Origin of the sequence: Natrarchaeobaculum aegyptiacum (assembly GCF_002156705.1) — an archaeon.
Taxonomy (GTDB): Archaea; Halobacteriota; Halobacteria; order Halobacteriales; family Natrialbaceae; genus Natrarchaeobaculum; species Natrarchaeobaculum aegyptiacum.
On record NZ_CP019893.1, the window covers coordinates 2,365,046 to 2,387,166 of the forward strand.

The 22,121-nt window shown below is 62.9% G+C and carries 25 protein-coding genes and 1 pseudogene; 13 read left to right on the forward strand and 13 right to left on the reverse strand.

What is annotated here, in order from left to right; genetic code table 11:
- Positions 1-260: 260 nt before the first annotated feature.
- The 3 genes from B1756_RS11490 to B1756_RS11500 all read left to right on the forward strand — a co-directional run bounded on the left by B1756_RS11490 (position 261) and on the right by B1756_RS11500 (position 2,954).
- Complete coding sequence (locus tag B1756_RS11490) at positions 261-896, forward strand: vitamin K epoxide reductase family protein (RefSeq protein ID WP_086888664.1); 636 nt, start codon at positions 261-263, stop codon at positions 894-896.
- A 149-nt stretch (positions 897-1,045) separates the two neighbouring features.
- The gene (locus B1756_RS11495) at positions 1,046-2,218 is read left to right on the forward strand and encodes an SPFH domain-containing protein (protein WP_086888665.1); all 1,173 of its coding nucleotides are present in this window, start codon (positions 1,046-1,048) and stop codon (positions 2,216-2,218) included.
- Between the two features lie 106 nt (positions 2,219-2,324).
- Positions 2,325-2,954: a winged helix-turn-helix transcriptional regulator gene (locus tag B1756_RS11500; RefSeq protein WP_086888666.1), complete on the forward strand. Its 630-nt coding sequence runs from the start codon at positions 2,325-2,327 to the stop codon at positions 2,952-2,954.
- Positions 2,955-3,178: 224 nt separating this feature from the next.
- Here the strand turns inward: B1756_RS11500 and B1756_RS11505 are convergent, their stop codons facing one another.
- The gene (locus B1756_RS11505) at positions 3,179-3,412 is read right to left on the reverse strand and encodes a DUF7123 family protein (RefSeq protein WP_186336454.1); all 234 of its coding nucleotides are present in this window, start codon (positions 3,410-3,412) and stop codon (positions 3,179-3,181) included.
- Positions 3,413-3,616: 204 nt separating this feature from the next.
- Positions 3,617-4,132: an inosine/xanthosine triphosphatase gene (yjjX, locus tag B1756_RS11510; protein ID WP_086888668.1), complete on the reverse strand. Its 516-nt coding sequence runs from the start codon at positions 4,130-4,132 to the stop codon at positions 3,617-3,619.
- Between the two features lie 219 nt (positions 4,133-4,351).
- Here yjjX and B1756_RS11515 point away from each other — a divergent pair, with 219 nt between their 5' ends.
- The 3 genes and pseudogenes from B1756_RS11515 to B1756_RS11525 form a co-directional block, all read left to right on the forward strand.
- Complete coding sequence (locus tag B1756_RS11515) at positions 4,352-5,335, forward strand: transcription initiation factor IIB (protein WP_086888669.1); 984 nt, start codon at positions 4,352-4,354, stop codon at positions 5,333-5,335.
- 109 nt (positions 5,336-5,444) lie between these two features.
- Complete coding sequence (locus B1756_RS11520; RefSeq protein ID WP_086888670.1) at positions 5,445-6,125, forward strand: type I 3-dehydroquinate dehydratase; 681 nt, start codon at positions 5,445-5,447, stop codon at positions 6,123-6,125.
- A 120-nt stretch (positions 6,126-6,245) separates the two neighbouring features.
- Positions 6,246-6,416, forward strand: a pseudogene (locus tag B1756_RS11525) (IS5/IS1182 family transposase); the annotation flags it as partial.
- A gap of 230 nt (positions 6,417-6,646) precedes the next feature.
- On the opposite strand, the gene B1756_RS11530 reads toward B1756_RS11525, so the two are convergent.
- From B1756_RS11530 to B1756_RS11550, 5 genes are all read right to left on the reverse strand, one after another.
- Complete coding sequence (locus B1756_RS11530) at positions 6,647-7,621, reverse strand: hypothetical protein (protein WP_086888671.1); 975 nt, start codon at positions 7,619-7,621, stop codon at positions 6,647-6,649.
- Positions 7,622-7,647: 26 nt separating this feature from the next.
- Positions 7,648-8,337 carry a DUF1102 domain-containing protein gene (locus B1756_RS11535; protein ID WP_228434345.1) on the reverse strand — a complete coding sequence of 230 codons (690 nt, stop codon included), beginning with the start codon at positions 8,335-8,337 and terminating at the stop codon, positions 7,648-7,650.
- Positions 8,338-8,699: 362 nt separating this feature from the next.
- Entirely contained in the window at positions 8,700-9,227 is a 528-nt protein-coding gene (locus B1756_RS11540) for a hypothetical protein (protein ID WP_086888672.1), read from the reverse strand.
- Positions 9,228-9,405: 178 nt separating this feature from the next.
- Positions 9,406-9,963: a hypothetical protein gene (locus tag B1756_RS11545; RefSeq protein WP_086888673.1), complete on the reverse strand. Its 558-nt coding sequence runs from the start codon at positions 9,961-9,963 to the stop codon at positions 9,406-9,408.
- Between the two features lie 28 nt (positions 9,964-9,991).
- Positions 9,992-10,555 (reverse strand): DUF1102 domain-containing protein, encoded by a 564-nt coding sequence (locus B1756_RS11550; protein ID WP_086888674.1) that lies wholly within the window; start codon positions 10,553-10,555, stop codon positions 9,992-9,994.
- A 576-nt stretch (positions 10,556-11,131) separates the two neighbouring features.
- On the opposite strand from B1756_RS11550, the gene B1756_RS11555 reads away from it, so the two are divergent.
- The gene (locus B1756_RS11555; RefSeq protein WP_086888675.1) at positions 11,132-11,674 is read left to right on the forward strand and encodes a DUF7344 domain-containing protein; all 543 of its coding nucleotides are present in this window, start codon (positions 11,132-11,134) and stop codon (positions 11,672-11,674) included.
- 48 nt (positions 11,675-11,722) lie between these two features.
- Here B1756_RS11555 and B1756_RS11560 read toward each other — a convergent pair whose 3' ends face one another.
- Positions 11,723-12,997, reverse strand: a complete 1,275-nt coding sequence (locus B1756_RS11560) for a DUF5305 domain-containing protein (protein WP_086888676.1) — start codon at positions 12,995-12,997, stop codon at positions 11,723-11,725.
- Positions 12,998-13,073: 76 nt separating this feature from the next.
- Positions 13,074-14,231: a signal peptidase I gene (locus B1756_RS11565; RefSeq protein ID WP_086888677.1), complete on the reverse strand. Its 1,158-nt coding sequence runs from the start codon at positions 14,229-14,231 to the stop codon at positions 13,074-13,076.
- Between the two features lie 271 nt (positions 14,232-14,502).
- On the opposite strand from B1756_RS11565, the gene B1756_RS11570 reads away from it, so the two are divergent.
- The 4 genes from B1756_RS11570 (at position 14,503) to B1756_RS11585 (ending at position 17,032) form a co-directional block, all read left to right on the forward strand.
- On the forward strand, positions 14,503-15,081 hold the full coding sequence (locus B1756_RS11570; protein ID WP_228434346.1) for a DUF7344 domain-containing protein: 579 nt from the start codon (positions 14,503-14,505) through the stop codon (positions 15,079-15,081).
- Positions 15,078-15,533 carry a hypothetical protein gene (locus tag B1756_RS11575; RefSeq protein ID WP_086888678.1) on the forward strand — a complete coding sequence of 152 codons (456 nt, stop codon included), beginning with the start codon at positions 15,078-15,080 and terminating at the stop codon, positions 15,531-15,533. Before B1756_RS11570 ends, B1756_RS11575 begins: the two co-directional genes overlap by 4 nt.
- A 267-nt stretch (positions 15,534-15,800) precedes the next feature.
- Positions 15,801-16,481 (forward strand): DUF8054 domain-containing protein, encoded by a 681-nt coding sequence (locus tag B1756_RS11580; protein ID WP_152031305.1) that lies wholly within the window; start codon positions 15,801-15,803, stop codon positions 16,479-16,481.
- A 104-nt stretch (positions 16,482-16,585) separates the two neighbouring features.
- Positions 16,586-17,032, forward strand: a complete 447-nt coding sequence (locus B1756_RS11585) for a zinc ribbon domain-containing protein (protein ID WP_086888680.1) — start codon at positions 16,586-16,588, stop codon at positions 17,030-17,032.
- Between the two features lie 91 nt (positions 17,033-17,123).
- On the opposite strand, the gene B1756_RS11590 is transcribed toward B1756_RS11585, so the two are convergent.
- Complete coding sequence (locus B1756_RS11590; protein ID WP_086888681.1) at positions 17,124-18,311, reverse strand: 3-dehydroquinate synthase II; 1,188 nt, start codon at positions 18,309-18,311, stop codon at positions 17,124-17,126.
- Between the two features lie 185 nt (positions 18,312-18,496).
- On the opposite strand from B1756_RS11590, the gene B1756_RS11595 reads away from it, so the two are divergent.
- Positions 18,497-19,096: a Rossmann-fold NAD(P)-binding domain-containing protein gene (locus B1756_RS11595; RefSeq protein ID WP_086888682.1), complete on the forward strand. Its 600-nt coding sequence runs from the start codon at positions 18,497-18,499 to the stop codon at positions 19,094-19,096.
- 9 nt (positions 19,097-19,105) lie between these two features.
- On the opposite strand, the gene B1756_RS11600 is transcribed toward B1756_RS11595, so the two are convergent.
- Entirely contained in the window at positions 19,106-19,951 is an 846-nt protein-coding gene (locus B1756_RS11600; protein ID WP_086888683.1) for an HFX_2341 family transcriptional regulator domain-containing protein, read from the reverse strand.
- Between the two features lie 105 nt (positions 19,952-20,056).
- On the opposite strand from B1756_RS11600, the gene B1756_RS11605 reads away from it, so the two are divergent.
- A complete protein-coding gene (locus B1756_RS11605) occupies positions 20,057-20,749 on the forward strand; it encodes an HAD family hydrolase (RefSeq protein ID WP_086888684.1) in 693 nt (230 codons plus the stop codon).
- A 9-nt stretch (positions 20,750-20,758) separates the two neighbouring features.
- Here the strand turns inward: B1756_RS11605 and B1756_RS11610 are convergent, their stop codons facing one another.
- Positions 20,759-21,124 carry a hypothetical protein gene (locus B1756_RS11610; RefSeq protein ID WP_086890160.1) on the reverse strand — a complete coding sequence of 122 codons (366 nt, stop codon included), beginning with the start codon at positions 21,122-21,124 and terminating at the stop codon, positions 20,759-20,761.
- A 51-nt stretch (positions 21,125-21,175) separates the two neighbouring features.
- On the reverse strand, positions 21,176-22,117 hold the full coding sequence (locus B1756_RS11615) for a CPBP family intramembrane glutamic endopeptidase (protein WP_086888685.1): 942 nt from the start codon (positions 22,115-22,117) through the stop codon (positions 21,176-21,178).
- Between the last annotated feature and the right edge of the window lie 4 nt (positions 22,118-22,121).

The following is a 22,121-nucleotide window of genomic DNA, read 5'->3' on the forward strand; positions in this document are numbered from 1 at the left end:
TCGAAAACGGACCGTTTGCTCCAGACTCGAATCGCGTCTCACTCTCGTAGCCGGCCGTAGGACGATTCGAGCCGACGAACGACAGACTATATTGTGTGGTATGGGCAATATCTCGGCGCTCATCATCCCCGGAAACTGGTGACACCGATGGGGAATCACGGGGGGTATTTCTCTGTCTGCAGAGCACCCCATGGTGGCTGTGTTTAGTATTGGGGAGTAAACGCAATACTTATGTCGACCGTCGCGCAACACAGTATTGTATGTCAACCGAAAACCCGAGCGCACTTGCGTTCGATTACGAGTGGGAGTACTCGCCCCGGGTCGGGACGCTGTTCGGCGTCTTCACCCTCGTGGCGGTGCTGGGCTGGCTGGTGACCGTCGCACTGACCGCAATTCACCTCTTTGCCATCCCGGCGATTCCAGCGGACGCACCGGTTCAGGGAAGCATCGAGGTCATCACCAGTCCGTGGGCCTACGTCCTCGGTATTCCGCTCGCGACCCTCGGCGGGTTCTACTACCTGACGACGATCGGGCTCGCCCTCTGGTGGTTCGACACTCGGCACCCGCTGATCATCAAGGTCCTGACGCCGATCACCGCCAGCGGCGTGGTCTTCTCGTCGTACTTCGTCTACCTGCAACTGGGCGTCATCGGCGAGATCTGCCCGTTCTGTATGATGTCGGCCGCCGCGACCGTGATCCTGTTCGCACTCGAGCTGGGGATCCTGGGAATGAGTTCGACCCCCAAGCTGACGAACATGATCGGTGATTTCGGTGGCGTGCTCGGCCAGACGAACTTCCCGGTGATCCTGTTCCCGGTGCTGATCGGGCTGGTCACGCTCGCTGGGCTGTTCATCGTTCCCGTGTTGCCGCTGCCGGACGCCGTCGGATTCGTCTAGAGCGACTACCGTTCGTCTCGAGGCCCGAACGCGAGTGCCGTCTCGCTGCGCGCTTCTCGCTCGTGTTCGACGACTGACCGCTTCGTTCCGCCGCTACATGTCGACGAAACAAGGGAACGCTTTTCACGTCACCGCCGTAACACGGGAACATGGTCGCAGAACTCCTCCCGCTCCAGACGGCAGGTGGTGCGTTACTCATCATCGGCGCGCTCGTGCTGGTCGTGGTCGTTGCCGCGTTACTCAGCGCGATCGAAATCGTCGACGCGTACGAGAAACGCGCCCTCACCGTCTTCGGCGAGTACCGCAAACTCCTCGAGCCGGGGATCAACTTCGTTCCCCCGTTCGTCTCGAACACGTATCGTTTCGACATGCGAACCCAGACACTCGACGTCCCCCGTCAGGAAGCGATCACGCGCGACAACTCCCCCGTGACGGCCGACGCCGTCGTCTACATCAAGGTGATGGACGCCAAGAAGGCGTTCCTCGAGGTCGACAACTACAAGAAGGCAGTCTCGAACCTCGCCCAGACTACCCTCCGTGCGGTGCTGGGTGACATGGAACTCGACGACACGCTGAACAAGCGCCAGGAGATCAACGCCCGCATCCGTCAGGAACTCGACGAACCCACCGACGAGTGGGGGATCCGCGTCGAGAGCGTCGAGGTCCGCGAGGTCAACCCCTCGAAGGACGTCCAGCGTGCGATGGAGCAACAGACCTCCGCCGAGCGAAAACGCCGTGCCATGATCCTCGAGGCACAGGGTGAACGCCGCAGTGCCGTCGAGAAAGCAGAGGGTGAAAAGCAAAGTGAGATCATCCGCGCACAGGGTGAAAAGCAGAGTCAGATCCTGGAAGCCCAGGGTGACTCGATTTCGACGGTCCTGCGCGCGAAGTCCGCCGAATCGATGGGTGAGCGTGCCATCATCGATCAGGGAATGGAGACGCTCGAGCAGATCGGCCAGAGCGAGTCGACGACGTTCGTCCTCCCACAGGAACTCACCTCGATGGTCGGTCGCTACGGCAAACACCTCTCGGGCAGTGACGTCGGCGAGCACGTCGACTCCCTCGAGAGTCTCGACTTCGACGAGGAGACCCGCGAACTGATCGGACTCGACGACATCGCCGAGATCATCGGCGAAATCGATCAGGAAGCCGAGATGGACGTCGAGGCGATGGAACAGGAGGCCCAGGCGATCAAGGAAGGCGGCGATCCAGCCGAGATATCCGATCCGGAAGCGGTCATCGAAGAGATGGACCAGGAGTTCCAGACCGATGGCGGCGCCGAGTCAGTCGACGCCGACTCCGGGTCAGACCAGTCCAGATAATCGGCCACTCCAGCCGACAGTCTCGATTCCCTGAAACTCCAGAATCGGAGATCGAAGTGGAGCGAAACCTGTTTTACCGGTGGTCCCGTTCGTGGCTGTAGACACAATGACGACACCCGACGGGGTCGACGACGAGAAGCGAGCGACCCTGCGCCGATTTGCCGCCCTCGGCGGGGCCACCTCGCTCGCTGGCTCCGGCCTCGCAGCGTCGGCCTCGGCCGATACGGGTGAAAGCGACGCCCGCGACGCCATCGCAGGCTACCTCTCGCGGACGCCCGGTGCTCACTTCTCGAAGATCCGCGACGACCTCCAGCTCGGGACCGGCGAGACCCAGCACCACCTCCGCCGACTCGAGGACATCGACGCCGTCGAACGCTACCGCGACGGCGACTACAAGCGATTCGTCCTCGCCCGCCGGTTCGACGAGTTCGAAAAGCAGGCGCTCGGCTACCTTCGCCGGGACACCCCGCGCGGGATGCTGATCGAACTGCTCGCGCGGCCCGACGCCAGCGCTCGCGACCTTGCCGACGCCCTCGACGTCTCCGCACCAACGGTCAGCAAGTACGCCGGCGAACTCGAGTCGGCAGACCTCCTCTCCCGTGAGGACGGTTACGCCGTCGAACGCCCAGAGACGGTTCTCTTGCTGGTGGTGCGCTACGCCGACTCCTTCGGCGACCGGGCGACCGAGTTCGCTCGCAGCGCCGACGACCTGTTCGAGTACCACGGCGGCGACTGACCGATCCCCGTCGCCCGCGGTCGGCAGCGGTTGCTCGCGTCGATTTCTGCGCAGGAATCCGTCGTAGTCACTTCGAAAGCGGACCGGGACCGCTCCGTGACAGTTGGCTAGCCGGAACCCACCCCGGTCGCTTTTGGTGCGTCCACCAGCCCAGGGCATCGGTCGGTGTGTCTACCCGTGGTGACTGCCGGTGCGATCGATCGCCGTGGTGAAAATTCGACCGCCTAGACGGAGACTTTCCAGGTGGTGCTCGAGGAGTAGCCCCACTTTTCGATGTCGACGTCGTAGTCGCCTTCCTGTAGAGCGGTGATGTTCGACCCGACCTCCTTGGCAGTCATGCCCAGCTCCTGGCCGATGAGGCGGGATTTGAAGTACGTCTTCGTCGCGGCGTTCTCCCGGAGGTACTGGAGAATTTCGCGTTGTTTGGTGGTGAGGTCGGGGGCCATTGCCGTGCTCATACTGGTCGAAACGGGACGGCCGATAATAGGGGGTTTGGTACGTCAGGTTAACGCGTCTCCGTCTGGCGATTGTCGACCCGAGTAATCGACCAGTACTGGCTGGAAAACCATTCGTTGGTACAGCGGGTTAATTCATTCTCGGCACTGACCGTCACTGAAACTGACCGTTCCCGGTCGGTAAGGCCGTATTACGGCATCCGAACGTCACTCGTAGTGACCGACGACGAACGGACCGAACGCGCAGGCGACCGCTTCGCCGAGTGCGCGCGTCCGATCGGTCAATCCGTCCGTGAGGACACCCGCAGCACCCTCGCTCGTCGCGACGCCCTCGGTTTCGAGCAGGTCGTCCATCACGGGGCCTAACTCGCCACCGGCCTCGAGTCGCTCGGCGACGGTATCCGGTAGGCGAAGGGTCGGTCCGCCACCGCACTCGAGACGGGGTCCGTCGGTGACTGCCGCCCACATGACGAGCGAGAGGCCCGGTACGCCGTCGAGTTCCGCGACGCCACCCTCGAGGCCCACGCCGTAGTCGGCATCGGTAGCTTCGAACGCGCGAACAGCCCGGTTCTCGGCACCGGCGACGGTCTCGTCGATCGAACGGGGCTGTTCTGGCACGCCAGAGTCGACGCCGACGGCGGTGACTGTCGGCTCGTAGCGGGAGAGCGTCCGTTCGACGGCGGCCACTTTGACGGGATTGGTGCTTCCGACTGCGACGTTCATGCCGGGAATTGGAGTTCCCGTTTTTTGGGATTCACGTTCGCCGCCGACACTCCTCTGCTTTAATCCTCTGATTGTTCATACCAGATCCTGCGAATTACCGCTTTTCGAGCGGTGACTGGCGAGAAATTCGAAAGCTTTAAACCTTGAGTCTCGGAACGGAGTAGGTAACGACTCCGTCCGGACTTTTGCGGCCGTCGTCCGGGCGGTCCTCGCCACCGTATGACCAACGCATCACCGAACACGAGAGTACGACGTAACGACCCCGAAACGACCGAAGAGGAATCTGCCGAACGCGAACACGACGACCTTGCCTGTCCCGAGTGTGCGGGCAACCTCGTCGTCGACGACGAGCACGGCGAGACGGTCTGTGAAGACTGTGGGCTCGTCGTCGAGGAAGATTCCGTCGACCGCGGCCCCGAGTGGCGTGCGTTCGACGCCGCCGAGAAGAACGAGAAGTCCCGCGTCGGTGCCCCCACGACGAACACGATGCACGACAAGGGGCTGTCGACCAACATCGACTGGCGGAACAAAGACGCCTACGGGAACGCGCTGGGCTCGCGCCAGCGAGAGAAGATGCAGCGCCTGCGAAAGTGGAACGAGCGCTTCCGCACCCGCGACAGCAAGGAGCGGAACCTCAAACAGGCGCTTGGCGAAATCGACCGGATGGCCTCCGCGTTAGGACTCCCGACGAACGTCCGCGAGACCGCGTCGGTCATCTACCGTCGTGCACTCGACGAAGATCTCCTGCCGGGACGCTCGATCGAGGGCGTCTCGACGGCCTGTGTCTACGCCGCCGCTCGTCAGGCTGGCGTCCCCCGCTCGCTCGACGAGATCGCCGACGTGAGCCGCGTCGAGAAGAACGAGATCGCCCGCACCTACCGCTACGTCGTTCGCGAGCTGGGCCTCGAGGTCCAGCCTGCCGACCCGGAGAGCTACGTCCCCCGGTTCGCGTCGGGACTTGGCCTCTCCGACGAGGCCGAACACCGCGCGCGCAGCCTGCTCCAGAACGCCAAGGAGAAGGGCGTCCACAGCGGCAAGTCGCCGGTCGGCCTCGCCGCCGCCGCGGTCTACGCCGCTGCCCTCCTGACCAACGAGAAGACCACGCAGGCGGCCGTCTCGGACGTCGCGGACATCTCCGAAGTGACGATTCGAAACCGCTACCACGAACTGCTCGAGGCCGAAGAGACCCTCGGCCTGGCCTGAAACGGGTTCTGGTCTTTTACCGTCGGTCTGGGCCGGCGGTCCCCATCGTCTCGGCTATCGTACTCGACGAAGCGACACCGTTTTTCTCCTGTCTTTCGACATCTCGTGCATGGCTATCGACTTCGATTCGTTCGTCCTCACCGCGGCGACTGCCGATCTGTCCGACGAACCCGGCGCACGCGGGCATGCGGATCTCGTTGAATTTCGGATGGACATGGCCGACGGGCCACTCGCCGCCCTGAAAGCTTACGACGGCGAGTTACCCATTCTGGCGACTAACCGCCCGACCTGGGAGGGTGGTGAGTACGACGGTACCGACGCCGACCGGCTCACAGACCTTGCCGAGACGACCGCAATTGAAGCTGTCGAGGCGATCGACGTCGAACTCGAGTCGATCACGGCCGGCGACGCCGACGCGGTGCTCGAGATGGCACGCGAGCGAGACGTGGCCGTCGTCGCCTCGGCTCACGACTTCGAGGGGACGCCCGACGAAATCGAACTGATGGAGACGCTTACGACGGCCTGTGAGCATGCCGACGTCGGCAAACTCGCGGTCACCGCCAAGGATCGGGACGATACTCTCGCGCTCTTGGCTGTCACCCACAAACTCGCAACCGACGGCAACACGGTGGCGACGATGGCGATGGGCGAGGCGGGCAGCCATACGCGAGCCGTCGCTCCAGTCTACGGCTCGCGGATCGGCTACGCGCCCGTCGATCCAGCCGAGGCGACCGCACCGGGACAGTACGATCTCGAGACGCTCGCGGAGCTGGTCTCGCAACTCGAGTAACTCCACGAGTACGACACGGCGTCCTCGTTGCTCGTTTTACTCTTTCCGGGCCACGTTTAGACGCCGCTCAGTTGACGTCTCGACCGGGATTATGTAACGTTGAGCGAGGACGCGGCGAGTATGCCGTCTCAACTCGCCCGGTTCACCGACCGATGCGTCGATTTGTCCCCGGATGCTGTCATTGGCGAGCCAGCACCGGCGTTCGAGAAGGGTGATGGCGGCTACGCTGACTGGGTAATCGTCTCAATTCACTGTCTCAGAGAGTACCTGAACCAGCCCTACCGACGATTACCGAAATCACGCTGGTGCAGATCGAGGAATCCTGGTTGGTGACGTTGGAAACCGTTCTGTCGCCACCACCGCTCGCGCTCCCACGATCACGCAGACGGCTCACCCACAGAAAGCGAGCGACGCCGTTCGGAAAAACGTAGGACACGACCTGACTCGACCGGCGATAGCGGTCGACGAGGTGCTAGTGCTATCAAACAGCACTTCGGTTCGAACGACGGCTGGGTGGCTCGTCAGGCCAGTGGACAACCGGCGTTGTTGAACGCATCCAGTTCGTCCCTGAGTCTCCCACCCTCGTCCTGCCAGACCGGATCGCCTCCGCTGACCCCGCTACCGACCGGGTTGTCCGCGAGCCATGTATCGGCGTCGTCGACCGTCTCGTCGATACAGTTACTCTCGACACCCGATTCTCGGTTGAGCTTCGCCGCGACGAGCTGCCGAAAGAGGTTCACTGTCTGGTCGCCTCTGACTGGCTGATTCATCACTGTAATCGCATCGTCTCTCGAATATGTAACTCCACCAACACCGATTTCGTCGACCGGCCAGGACGTCGGATTGTTCCGCCAGAATCCCTGTGTTCGCGGTTCTTCGGGTTCCGGATCCGGCGGCTCTGGCTCTTTCGGGCAGTCTGCATCGGCGTGGATCACGATCTCTTCCCCGAGGTCGTCGAGGAGTTCGTCGGTTGCCTCGAGGCCTTTCGTCAGGGTCGCGACACCGATGCACACGCACGCTCCGGTCTCGAGAGAAACGGCGTTTTTCACGCCGACTATCGACCGGTCCCGGTCTGCGCCGAGGTAGAAATCGACCCGGCGGTCACCGTCGTATTCCGAGTAGTCTGCATCGTACGCGTCGTCGACGAGCCGTGGCCAGTTGTCGTCACCGATCCAGACGCACACCGTCTCTTTCCCCTGGTTGCAGATCCTGAGGACGTTGTCGAACCAGGTCCGGGAGTCGGAGTTGACGCCGTTGCCACCGTTGCCGCTCGCCCCGAAGTCGAGGGTGACGTGACCGCGACCGTCGTCGCCGACGAAATTGTCACCGTGTTTCGTATCGCACGGCGTCAGGCCGAGATAGGCGTCCCCGTCTTCGGCGACCGCGACGCTGACGGCGCGCTGGGATTCTACGCGGCTGAACGCGCCCGAACCGACGGCGATACTCGCACCGAGTCCCAGTCCGGAGACGCCGGCGATGAACGGTCGTCGTTTCATATCGTCTCACTCATCTGTACGATGCTCTAGTCGTGTTTTCCGTCCCGGGAACCGGCTTCCGGCGAGTCGGCAGTGATGGTAATCGTTCCGTCGAAGAGGTGCTCGGCTTTCTCCGCGTCGACGTCTTTCGTCACCACCCGCACACCGATACACTCGCACTCCCCGACAGGGAGTTCGAACTCGTTCGCCTGCCCGACGATCGAGCGCAGGTTTTCGTCGCCGCTGCTCCCGGCGGCTTCACCGGTGTAGAAGGCGAGTCGCCACTCGTTGCCCCACTCGTCGAGGAACTCGTCGTCGACGTCGGTCGGATCCTTGTAGTGTGAGCTCACTCCCTTCGGAAAGTTAGCAGCGTCTTCCAGTGCATCGCTGCTGACGTAGACGTTCGCGTCGGCTTTCCCCTGGTTGCAGATCTTGAGGACGTTGTCGAACCAGGTCCGGGAGTCGGAGTTGACGCCGTCGCCGTCGTTGCCGCTCGCCCCGAAGTCGAGGGTGACGTGACCGCGACCGTCGTCGCCGACGAAATTGTCACCGTGTTTCGTATCGCATGGCTTCAGCCCGAGGTACGCGTCTTTGTCCTCTGCCACAGCGATCTTCACGTCGCGCTGGGATTCCACGCGACTGAACGCACCCGAACCGACGAGTGCGCTGGTTCCGATTGCGGTACTTCCGACACCGAGCAGAAAGTTGCGTCGTTGCATGGTCATCGTGTACTGCATCGAATAGTCCTGTGGTGGGGTCGTCCCGGCACCCCAGGGTCGTTCGACGCGTCACTCGACACCGATCACGGGACCACAGTTGTGTATACACCGCGAGCAGTTGTTCCACGGGGTGCCAGCAGTATCTGCAGGGACGACGTGCATGACCGCACCCGGTTCCTGGAGTCTCGACTGACTCCGATTGCAAGAGCCGAAACCTCTCACTACTATCTCCTCTCTGAACGACCGTCAGTACCCGCCCGTCCTGTCGGAACGAGGAATCCGAAACGTCCTCGGGAATCCACGGAGATACCGAGGAGCCCTTCCGCCAACCGGACTCCGGCCTACGCGTCGCTCGAGGCCACGCGATTCCGGTCCCGCACTCACTTTTTCCTTCGGTGCGTGCGAACCAGCACCTGGTCGACGAGTACCTCGTTAGCGGACAGCCCGTACGTTCGCGTCGTCACGCTCACCGACAGGCACTCCCTCGCCGAAATCTCGATTGCGTTTCCGTCTCCCCGGATCGACTGCTCGTAGTTCCGGTTCGGATGAAACCGGACGGCAGGTTCGCCGCGTCCGTTCTTTCGAGGAGTCGTCTCGAGCCACACCTCCGCCGGCTCCTTCCCGCGGTTGCAAATGAAGAAAACATCGTCGAAGTACGACGTGGAGTCCGAGTTCACTCGATCGGGTGCGCCCCGCTTCTCGAGTTCGAGTTCGATCCGGTTCTCGTCGTGTCCCGCGTCCGTTTTGCCCGGCGGCGCTGGCGGTCCGCCATCTTCGTCCGGCGGGTGTACCGTCGTCTCGTCGTCGTCCGAGACGACCTCGGTGTTCGAGCGTCGGTAGAGGAACAGCCCCCCCATCCCCGCCAGTCCAAGCCCGCCGAGTCCAGTCAGGATCGTTCGTCGGTCCACGGTGATCTCTCCGGTCGGCCGCTCGAGCCGGATTTGAACAAACCCATTTCGGCCTGGGTGGTAAGTATACAGTCCCAGAAGTGAGATTATAGGTTCCCTTTAGTCGGCATCTGTTCCGGAACTGACCGAACCTGAAAATAAAACGAAAGTGACTGGTTCATCTACCGACCAGTCAGATTCAACTCTTCTTCTCGGCGACGGCATTCATCGTTAGACCGTAGCTGCCGACCTGAACGTCGTGAGTATCGATTCGCAACCCAGCAGCGAATCCCGCTCCGGTCTCGAGGTCGATCGGATCATCAGCGACGATTGCAGAGCGATCACTGTCTGCGACGTCGAATACATCAACATTCGGACCGTCGGTGCCATTTACGTCGAAGTGGACAGTGACAACTCGAGTTCCCTGATTAGTAACAGTGAAGAGTCCATCACCGGCTTGTCCCGCGGTGTCGTTGGTGAATTCGTACACGGAGTCGCGACCCAGGCCACTAGGATTCGTACCGTTGAATTCGTCTTCGCGGATCCCGGGTAATTCAAATCGGATTTGATTGAAGTCGATCCAGGCTCGACCACCCTCATCAACGAGGTCAAACGCGAGGTACGCTTCTGGATCCATTTCGACGGTGACATCGAGCGTTCGATCTGTACCGATTACGCTGAACGCTCCGGAGCTGATGAGCGAACTGGCCCCGATCGCGAACCCGCCACCGCCGATGAGGAATTGGCGTCTATTCATGCTTCATCCTCGTCGAAAACGAGGGTAGTTACGTCTCCGCGTAGAACTTCAGTTCACCCGACACATCGTCGATATCGCCGAGGCCTTCCCAAGCATCTCGCAGGTAGAAAATCATATGGACGAAGATTTCATCACCGGGGCCGAGTTCTGGCGATTCCGAATCGAATCCTTCCGGATTCGCTGAATCGGGTAACATGACGGCATCGAACTCCTCACTCTCCGACCAGAACATGCCAAGTGGATTATTTTCACCCCAGCCTCTGGCGGATTCGTGGTCGTCACTGACGTAGAGATTGATGGTTTGGGATCCCTGGTTTTTGACCGAGAACACAGCATCGAACCTCGTATCCGCGTTTTCATTCAGGCCGTCTGCACCGTAGTCAGAGTTCGTGAAATCGAGTTGAATCTGACCGTTATCGGTCGTTGCGTAATCACTTTCTGGTTCGAGTGCAAGAAACGCGCTCGCGTCGTCTGCAACGTCGACTTCTAGGTCACGGTCCGCACTGACGACGGAAAACGCGCTCGCGCCGACGAGCGCGCTGGCTCCGATAGCTGTACTTCCAACACCGATCATGAACTTGCGTCGTTCCATGGGTTCGTAGTGGCTCCCGCGTCGTCCCCTCTCGTGGAACCGAATTGCCTCACCGTTCGGCCCTCGAGCGGGGCGACGCGTGTTCCGGTCCACGGCCGGTTCGAGGATATTAATATAGAACCTCCGGGATTCGCAACGAACGAGTACGAATCCGGAAACTCCCTTTGCGGATTCAAACGGGCACGTACATCGGCCCGTTAAACCGGTCTTCCCAGATCACTCGAGTGTCGAAGGAATCCCGTTCCGTCCGTGAACGAGTACAGCGTCCGTGGATGCGTTCGACCTGCTGGTGATCCCAGCAGTGAACTATCGTTCGTCTACTCCAACCAGTTTACTCGTAAATCCTACCTGTTCTGATGCCAGATCATCTGTTGGTCTGAAAACTCACTTTTCGAGTCTCACACCGATTCTGTGTCGAAGAAACGTCGGGATGGCTCGACGCCGACCACGTGTTCGTGGAATTACTGAAGGAACGGTTCACCGTACGGTTCGTTCGAATCCAGTATCACCTGGGGTGGGTCACGCATGAAACACTCGCAAGCGGTATCCGACAGCCGTACCGATCGGTCTTCCGATATGACACTCTCGAAGGACGACATCCTCGAGGTGATGAGCAACAGCCGCCGCCGGTTCGTCTTTCACTATTTACGACAGCGAGGAACCGAACCGACGTCGGTTCGGCAGTTGTCCGAGCACGTCGCAGCCTGGGAACTCGAGAAAGACGTCACGGAACTCGCTTCCGAGGATCGCCGGCGGGTCCAGACCGCGTTGCATCAGTTTCACCTCCCCAAGATGGACGACCTTGGATTCGTCGACTACGATGCTCGACGCGGTGAAGTGAAACTCACGGAGGAGACGGCCCAGCTCGACATTTACCTCGACATCGTTCCGGGTATCGACGTCCCGTGGGGGTTGTACTACCTCGGACTCACGGGCGTCAACGTATGCGTTCTCACACTGGCGATGGTCGGCGTCTATCCGTTCTCGCTCGCGTCCGGGCTTTCCTGGGCGCTGTTCGTCGTGCTGACCTTCGGTGTCTCCGCGCTTGCCCACGCGTATATCAATCTCAATCAGCACCGCTACGGCATCGGTGACCGGCCGGCCGAACTCGATTCCTGAGCATCCTGGGCGGCCGGCGTTGAATGCCGACCGGCCGCAGACGTGCGGTCACTCGCAAGCGTCCGCAGCTTCGCCGGTATCGAGGCCGTCACCGGAGTGTGTCCCGTCGTCGTTCACATCGTCGTCTCCATCGCCTCCGGTCGGATCGTCGGGGACGAGGTTCCTCTCGCTGTCGTCGTCGTTCACACCGCTATCGTCGCCGTCCGTCTCGTCCGGGGAACCTCTTTCATCCGGCCCTCCACTGTCATCTTCGCCATCCTCGTCGGTCCCCGACGACGGCGCATACGCGTACAGTGTCTCACCGTCGACGACGACGAAGTCGTCGTCCGTTTCGATGACGCGTCCGTTAGAGTCGATCGCGACATCGACGAGCCCTTCTAGCGTCTCGAGTTCGATCCGGGTGTCTGGTTCTTCGTCCGCGAGGATCGAGCCGCGTGAGATCCAGTCGTCGAAGGTTTCACGCTCGTATTCACGACGGACCCGCTTCAGTTCGTCCTCCGGCGGCGCGAGCCGGTCGGTCGCTTTTGCCCTGACGACAGCACCAAGCGCGAGAAGCGACACGACGAACAGGAGCGTCGAACCGAGTGGCGCGGGAAGTACGGACTCCCGTTCGGTCTCGACCACCTCCGTTTCATCGACGGGTCGCTCTTCGTGAGCGGGGCCGTCGACCGTGTACACGTCGGTGTCTGTGTCGACGACGAGTTCGTAGGTCTCGGTTCGATCGACCGGGTCTCCGTCGACGACGCCAGTTTTGGAGACCGACGCGACGATGGTCGTCTCGACGGTTCCGGGCGAGCCCCCGAGACTCTCTTCGATACGATCCGTCTCGTTCGCCGTCTCCTGGACGTCCAGCGAGAAGGAGGCGTCGAGTTCCTCACCGGGTTCGAACGAGTCGGCCGCTGCCGTGTCGAGTGTTTCGTTGACACGCCAGTGTTCGACGACCTCCTCACCGTCTTCGTCGACGGATCGGGTGACGCGTTCGAGTTCGAGGCTCGCGTCGACGTCACCGTCCTCGGCGTGATACGTGTACCAGAACGAACCCTCGAGCGCTGGCGAGATCGACGTGAAGTAGGTGGTTCGGTCGGTCAGTTCGGATCCGACCTCGAACACCTCGTTTTCTCGTTCGACCGTGGCACCGTGATCGAATCCGCCGGTTGTCGACCAGGCCTCAACCGTCTTCGTTTCGGTCGCCGTTTGTTCGGCTGCACTCGAGTACGTCGCGTACGCGCCGAACAGGCTCACCGCGAGCAAGACGATTACGACGAGCACGAACCACTGGTCGAGTGCCGTTCGAGCTCGAACGATCGCTCGTTCGGTATTCATCGTCGGTACCTCCTGGGGAGTCGACCGCTGTCGACCTGCCCCACTCCGTGATACTGTGATGGTCCATCCATATCTGTCACCTCAGAAGGCTCCCCGGCCCGTCCGACCGTTTGCGGTCGCGGACCGCGATCGATCCCGTCCCGACCACGATGGCGAGTGGAAGTGTGAACACGCCGGTGACGACCGTCGCCGTCGCCGTCGTCGCGACCCACGGATGGATCGCGTGTAACTCGGCGAGCAGCGGCGGTGGCAAGACGGCGAAGTACCGGTACTCGGCGAACGAACGGAGGTAGTACCCCCGCTCGTCTGGTGCCGATATTTCGACGGTCGCGTTCGCGGACTCCCCGTGACCGAGCGTGTGCGGTCCTCCGTCGACGTCGATCCCACCGCTGGCGGGTTCGACGATCGAGACGACGGGAACGACGCCGACGTTGTGAAGTTCGAACGTGTGGACCTCGGACTCGCCGGCCGGAATGACGTCCGGCCGTTCGGAATCGAACTCGGCGCTGACGACACCCAGTTCCGTCGACCCCGACATCGCGAGCGTCGTCGCCAGCGTCACTGCGAAGAGGAGTACCGCGACGGCGAGGACGACTCGTCTGGCGTCGAACACGTTTCGGCGTGACCGCGTTCGCGAGCCGACTTCCCGCCGACGTGCCCCAGAGCGAAATGAGGCCGCGATCACCACGAGCCCACCGACGAGCAGGAGAGTTCCCAGGCCGGACGTACCGAGAATTGCGTCCGTTCCGAGCAGTGACGCCAGCTGCCACTGGAGTGTTGCCAGTGCAGCGGAGACGGTCATCGCCGCCGTTCCCAGGTGTGGTATCGTAACGACGCCGCCGTCGAACTGCATCGCGGTCGCGACGATCTGGCCGTCGGTCACGTATGGCTCGCCCGCGTCCTGGTCCGTGACAGGGTTGGCGTCACCTCGAGTTACGTACCCCTGTTCAGTTTCGTCGACGATTCGGTGGGTCGTGAGCCCTCCGCCATCGGCCTCTTCAGCTTCGAAGACGACCACGTCACCCGTTTCGACGGAACGAGCATCCGCCGTGGGTATCGCGACGAACCCGTCGCCAGTCTCGATCGTGGGTTCCATGCTCCCCGACTCGACGTAACTCAACAGGATCGGCACGCCGAGGATATTCCCCGCGAGCAGCGCTCCACAGACGAGTATCGCCAGGAGCACCGCTATCTGGCTTCCGATCCCCCACCCGGTGTCGATCGACCCTCTCATCGGTACAGGCGCGCGTCGGCGCGTTCGATCGAACGACAGGGAATCAGTCAGTTTAGTATAGAGGAACTAATCGCTGTCAATACTATCTTGTTTACTGATGAATCGAGCGACGGCGGGGAGGAAACTTCGTTACCCCTTCCCGCTCAACATCCGACAGTGCTGTTCACACAACGAATTCTTTCACCAAGAAATGACCATCTTCGGTGTGGTATGTTACTGATAGCTAAGACGCTCGCTCCCGTCTCACGCCGTACAAGGGGTGGGGATCCCATTGACCGATTCACGACAGATACACAAGCATCAGGCAGTCGAACCGGATTCAGATCACGTCGAGAAAGAACAGATCTTCACGACGCTGAGTAACCAGCGACGACGATGGGTGTTGCACTTCCTGCAACACCACGAAGAAGACCGCGTTCAGTTGCGAACGCTGGTCGACGTTCTCTCCGAGTGGGAGTACGAACGTCCCGCCGACGAACTCTCGTGGAAGGAGCGAAAGCGAGTGTATACCGCATTGCGGCAGTCACATCTCCCCAAACTCGCCTCGAGCGGCGCGATCGAGTATGACCGAACGCGAGGCGAGGTCGAGCTCACGGACGACGCACGCGAGTTCCAGCTGTACCTCGAGTACACTCCTGTGGACGACGTCCACTGGAACCAGTGGTACCTCTGGCTTACTGGTATCGCCGCGGTGATCGTCGGACTCGCGTGGCTGTCGGTCCCTCCGTTCGCCAACCTCTCGGGAATGGCACTCGCCACGGTGCTCCTCGGAATGTTCTCGACGATCGCGATCGTTCACACGTATACCACACGCCGAAACAGGATTGCGGCGTCCGGGGGGCCGCCGTGACTCGATCGAGACTCGTTATCGGCATCCTCCTCCTCGTCGGGGGTCTGGTACTCGTCGGTGCAACTGCCGGCGTCTCGAGTGTTACCCTCGATCGATCGCTCGGCGTGGCTATCGCCGACGACGCCGACGCAGCGATCGGCATCGAGCACCAACCCTCTACGGCGTCCGATCAGAACGGAACTAGCGTCGAAGAGGTGTTCGTGACCAATCGCATCGAGGAACCCGTGACCGTGCACGTGACCGGCGTGAACGCTCCCGGTCTCGTCGATGTCGAATCCCCAGAGACAGTCGACCCGGGAGAGCGTGACGTCGTTGCGGTGACGATCGACTGTCGACAGTCGACCGAGCCTGCACTCGTCGACGTGACCGTCACTGGCGGGGACCGTACGATCGAGCAGCCGCTCGAGGTCGAGCCCACGTGTGCCGAATCAAGTCAAAGCTCTGATGGATAACGCGGTTCAGCCAGCGAAACGACGTCCCGGGCAGTACGAGGATATCTGCACCAGGTCGCTCTCGGCCGCAGCCACCAGCCCGCTGGGTGCAGTCTCGGTCCCACCGTGGTACGCCATCGACTGACTTTCGAACCGACCGTGACCATCGAGTAACGTCACTGGATATTGCCGACCGGGAACTTCTGACGACCGAGAACCGGCCGATAGTACGGATTTCCAGACGGTAATCGATCACTACCTATAGTGGCGGTCGTGGTCCGGCCGGTCATGCTCGGTCACCTTTCCGCTGCGCTCGGGTCGATCCGCCGGATGGTCGCCCCATCTCACGAACCGAGGCCGGAACCGACCATCGAACGGGACAGCGACCACACTCGTGACCGCGTCGATTCGATCCTTCGTCCGCTCGACGTCGTCGTCGACCTCCCCGCAGAACGCGAGTTCCGCCTCGAGCGGTCGTTCCGGCGGGCGTGGCACCGTCGGATCGACGAGGTCCGACAGTCGGGAACCGCCCCGGAACACCTCGCCCACTGGCTCGCTGTCGACCCCGCTGTGGTCGACGTCGGTGAGATCGGGACGCAGTACGCTGCGACCGACGATGACGGCCTTCTCGGCGTCTGGCCGTCGCGGGCGGCGTTCCTCGCCGACCTGACGGCGGCTCCGCTTCTCGTCGACCGTTCACCCGGCTGGTGTGCACTCGAGGCAGACCAGCAGGAGACCGCGCTGACGGCGCTGCGAACGCTCCTCGAGTCGTGCCCGAACTGCGAGGGCACGATCGCCGAATCGTCGCCGTCGGCGGCGTCCGCGGAATCGTCGACGGAGCAGACGGTGGTCCACTGTGGTCGCTGTGGATCCGAGCTGGCGCGAACGCCCATCGAGGGGCCGACCCGTAGTACCGACGGGCACTTGCCGTCGTCAGTTGGAAACGCGCGCCACAGCTCGTGGTCCTGACCGTGACCGGGTGCTCGTGAGAACGCCCCGCCGTCGAATCACCGGCTTGGCGACGGCGACGAGAATCGGAATGTTAACCAGTCGTCTCTCCCTAGCGTTTGCGTATGAGATGGCTCCGTGCGCTCGCGGCCGCGATCCTGTCGGCACTCCTCCCCGGGGCCGGGCACGCACTCATTCGCGACTGGCTCCGGGCGCTGCTGTTCGCCGGGCTGTATTTTGCCGCACTCGCGATCTTTCTCCCGCCGCCGGCCGACCTGGCCGCCGTCGGCTCGGTTTCTGAGAGTGCAGAGCTTCTCGCGACGGAGATCGACACCGTCGGCCAGTTCGTCCTCTCGTTCGTGATGGTGTTCGCCGCCGTCGACGCGGCCATTCGCGCGCTCGGGTTCCCACCCGGACCGAACGGTCCCGATGGAACGGACGGTCCAGCCTGCCCCGAATGTGGGCGCGAACTCGACGAGGACCTCGCGTTCTGTCACTGGTGTACGACTCGCCTCGAGCGGCCCGAAACCGAGGACGCCGCCCCGGACGAAGAGGAGCCGATTCACTCGTAACGTTCGATCGTCGATTCTGACACCCGTCGCAGGATACTCACGAACGGTCGACGTTCAGTCGGGAAAACGACACGTCAGTCCGCCAGTCTCGTTACTTTTCGATGATACTCTCTTCGACAGCCTCGCCGAAGTGACGCGCCGTGTCCTCGTAGTACAGCAGGAGATCGTCGCCGGCCTCGAGATCGGTCACCGCTTTGCGGCCCTCGCTCGTGGCGACCTTGATCGTCTCTGCGTTCTGCAGTAGCGTCTCGACGCGGTCGCCGTCGTCGGTCTCGAGGGCGATCCGGAACATCGGGCGCTTCTCGATCTTGACGCGGCCGACGATGGCCTCGCGTGTGTGGCCGTTCGTGTCGACGACCTGGACCTCGTCGCCGCTCTGGAGTTCAGAGAGGTACTTCGTGCCGCCGTCGGGCGTGCGGATGTAAGCGTGGACGGCTCCCGCGTTGACACGGAACGGGCGGGAGGCGACGTACGGCGACTCGGCTGTTTCGGCGTGGACGAAGACCAGCCCGCGGGACATCGAGCCGACGAGCATCCCCTCGTCGTGGTCCAGCAGGTTGCCCGTGTCGATACAGACCCGATCTGCGCTTCCGACGCGTTCGACCTCGAGCACCTCGGCGTATTCCAGGTCGAGGGTCTCCCGTTCGGCTTCGTCACGGACCTCGACGGTCTTGCGGATCTCGTCTGGATCGTCCGAATCGAGCAGGACCGAGTCAGAACCGATCTCGAGGGTTTCGAAGGCCGTCTTCGCTTCCTCGGCGCTCGTGACGCCGGCGACGAGGTCGGTCTCCTCACCGATGCGGGCGATCAGGTTCTCGAGCGGGATGATCGTCCAGTCTTCGCCGACGACGATTGTGTGGTCTGCTTCCTCGGCTGCAGTCTCGGCGAACCGCTCGTACTCTTTGCCGAGGATACGAACGTAGGCGCCGCGGTCGAGGTCGTCGTCCCGGCGGAGCGTCGTCAGGTCGGCCGACCCGGAGAAGTCCTCGGGGATGTCCACGGTGCCGTCGCCCTCGCCGTCTTTGCCGACGACGACGGCGTCTGGTCGCTCTTCGGGGGCCGGTTCGTCGTCCGATTCCGCGTCGTCGACCAGCGTCAGGTCGCCGTCGGTCCGGAACGCGGCGACGTTGATATCGCCGAGTTCGCGCACGCGAGCGACGTCGTCTTCGTCGACGAGCACCCAGTCGACACCCGCCTCGAGGGCGGCGGTGATCCGCGCCCGACGGTCGTCCCAGTCGCCGACGGTGTCGTCGGCTTTGATCCAGACAGATCGCGTCATATTCCACCGGTCGAAGGGGACCGGCTTGAACGTGGCGAATCGTGCAGGTCGTCACGCGTTCGCACGCATCTACACCAGTTCGGCTATCGCTGCCCTGTGCCGACATTCACAATGGTTCGAATAGTTACGATCGTATCGTTACTTTCTCAGAAGCTGATAATATACGCTCGCCCCTTCACTCTCATATGGCTCAGTGCCAGTTGTCCCCGGCGGAGGAACCGACGATCGACGACGTCGCCAGCCAGCTCGAGTGCGGTCACCTCGCCCCGGTCGCTCGAGCCGCGTTCGACGCTGCCGGCGACCTGGCGACGCGCGAGTACGGCCGACCGGCGGCCGTCCTCGCTGCGTTCCGGCTCGCGAGCCGGCGGAGCCGCGGTCCGACGCTCGAGGCCGAGTGGCTGGCCTCGAGCGCCGACCGACCAGTCGATCCCGCCGACGTCGCCGCCGCGACGGACGTCGTCGCGAGCCGGCTGAGCCCACCCGCTGACGCAGGAGAAATCCGTGCACTTCGGCGGCGACTGATCGTGGCCCACGAACTGCTCGCCGCCGCGAGGCGCGGTCGTCCGGACGCCCTCCAGCTTCCGGACTCGTATCTCGAGGCCGAGGCACCGTGGCTTCTCGGCCGCACACGATGGTCGCCAGGCGGAAACGACGACCCGGACGCACTCGAAGAAGACAGACTCGAGTCCCACGTCGAGCGACTCGAGGCCGACCTCGAGGCGGCGAGGCTGGGGTCGGCGCTGTACGCGCTGGTCGCGCTCGAGGAGGATCGAGAAGAGAACTGATCGGGCTGTTCACTCCCTGTCTGCCCACTGCTCGTGCTCGAACTCGCCCGCTACGCCGTCGATTTCGTCGATCTCCGAGAGCTTGTGTCGGAAGGCGCGAAACGCGTTCGCACCGCGGTCGGTGAGTTCGACCACGCGACGGCGGCCCACCGACTCGACGGTCACGTAGCCGTCCTCGGCGAGGGGATCGAGAACGTGGGTGTCGAGGATCCTGAATGCACCCTTGTCTTCGCCGGGCTGGTCGCCCGGTGCCCGTCGATCGGCCATGAACGAGAGGCCGACGTCTCGAGCGTACTCGATGAGGTCTTTCTTCATCGGCGGGCTCGTCCGGTCGTCGTGATAGCCTTCCCACGCGCTCGGATCCGCGAGAAAGCCCATGATGGCGACCTGGTCGGGCGTCGGTGAGTCGATCGGGTAGATCGGCAACTGCTGGACGTCCTCGACCCCCGCGGTCGTCGGAATCTCCGTCGGGTCGTGGGCGTAGGATTCGGGCTCGACGTAGTAGGGGTGGGCGTTCGTCGAGACGTCCATGCAGGCCATCGTCATCCCGATCGCCGGCACCCGGCCCGCACTCGAGACGTTGACCGCGACGACGTCGTCGGCGTGTCTCGAGGCGATCGTCGTCACGTCCCCGAGCACGGCGTAGACGTCCGTGAGATCGCACTCCCGGGTCCGGACCTCGGGGACGATCTCCTCGAGTTCGTCCCGGAGCGGGTCGTGGTAATCTGCGTCGACGTTCCCGGCTGCGTCTGCGAGCAGGTAGACCAGGTCCGCACGCTGGTCGCGGATCGGCTCGAGAATTCGGTCGAACTCGTAGCCGAGGGCGGCGACGTGGACGCGTTTGACGAGGTCCATACCCCCGACAGGGGCCGCGGTGAAAATAATCACACCGATCCCGGGAGTCCGGCATCCGACCGGCGAAACCTTCAGCATGCACGCGCCCCTACGGGTCGTAACCGAATGGCAGCCTACGACGCGGTCTGTTTCGATCTCGACCGGACGCTCTGTGAACCGACGCAGGATCCCGAGACGGTCCTCGAGTCGGCATTCGACAGCGCCGGCTACGACCCCTTCTGTACCCACGACGATCTGCGGGCGCTCGTCCCGTCGGTTCCCAGCGCCGACTCCGACCGGGAGTTCTACGTGACCCTGTTCGAGACGGTCCTCGAGCGATCGGACGGGGAACCCGAGACCGACCGCCCAGCTACCGACGTCGCCACCACGCTTGCCGACAGCTACCTCGAGACGGCCGACCCGACGGCCGTCCAGTTTCGCCCCGGTGCCGAACGGGTGCTCGAGTACGCCCGCGACCGGGCTCGAGTCGGCCTGATCACGAACGGCGAGCGGCCCCGACAGGTCCAGAAGCTCGAGAGTCTCGGCATCGCCGACGCCTTCGACGTGCGAGTGTATACGGACCCGGGTGCGGGAATCGACCCGAAGCCGAGCACGACGCCGTTCGAGTACGCACTGGGTAAACTCGCGGCGAAGCCAGCGGCGTCGATCCACGTCGGCGATAGTCTGCATGCGGACATCGCCGGTGCCAACGCGATGGGACTCGACTCCGCGTGGCTCGCAGACGGCACCGAGCGCCCGGGTGACCACCGACCGACCTACGAACTGCGCAGTCTCGAGGCACTCGAGGAGATCGTCTGAGTCTCGGCCTCACTCGCCGACCCAGACCGTGTAAACGTACAGTCCGACGCCCGCGAAGACTGCAACTGACGAGACCGTCGACAGGATCGGCTCGAACGTCAGCAGGAACGAAAACTGGGCGATACCACCGACGACGAGCAACACGGCAGCGGCGAGTTCGGCCCCGACCTCACCGTCGGCGATCCCGAACAGCGTCGCACCGAGTCCGACGGCGATCACGCCGAAGACGAGTTCCGCGGCGAAGAACGCGTACACGTGGTCGGTGACCACGAACGCACCGTACAGCAGAAAGTAGACCACGATACCGGCGACGATCAACTGGTGGACGCGCTGTGGAATCCCGCTGCCCTGGCGTCCCCTCTCTGAACCGTTCATATCCGATTCGACCGTCTCGGCCACCTTAGTTCTCGAGGGTTGTCACCGACGTTACCCCTCGAGGGACTTCGCCCACTCGAGATCGAGCCCTTCGTGCACGACGAACTCGAGGGCGTTGATCCAGTAGTGAGCGACGATCACGACCAGCAGGCTTCCGGTGACGACGAAGATGGCCGCGAGGACGAACCCGAGCAGGCCGGTGACGACGACGCCGACAGAGCCCTGCATGCCGTGGCCGAGGGCGAACGCGATCGAGGAGGCGACCGCGAGCAGCCACGGGTCGATGCCGAAGCCGGCCCAGAGTACGCCGATGAGCGCTGCCCGGAAGAGCAGTTCCTCGAAGATGGCGATGATCGGCAGGACGCCGCCGAGCAAGAGCGCCCACCCGCGACCGGAGTCGGGGGCGAGCATCTCTCGAAGCTGTTCGTCGTGATCGAAGCCAAAGCGGGTCGCCAGTGACGCGCCAATTTCGTTCGCGACGTAGAGGACGAGGCCGGCGGCCGTCCCGAGGACGAGCCCGGCCTCGAGGGCAGCCCACGAGAACTCGAGTCCGAGCGCCGAGGCCGGAACGCCGGTGTAGAGTGCGGCACCGATCAGTACCAACGCGAACAGCCCCTGCGAGGCGGCGACGTTCGCGAGCAGCATCGCCGTCGACACCTCCGACGGATCGATCGTGTCTGCGTCCGTTCGATCGATTGTCTCAGTCCCGGTGTCGGGCTCGCCGGGAACGTCGGCTCGACGCTCGCTGGAATCGAACCCGAGGTCGGGAACCGTCTCCGGGGAACTGGCCGTCTCGGCAGGTGACCTCGCGTCCGACTCGGCGGTCGCCGACTCGAACGGGGTGCCGTCGAACGGTTCAGCGTGCTCTGAATCGGAGCCGGTGTTGTCGGCGTCAGCGTCGGTGTCGAACGTCTGCTGTGTCAGATGGGAGAGAACGAGCAACAAGAGGAGGACGACGCCCGAGATCACCGCGAACGCCGTCCACTGTGGCATCGGT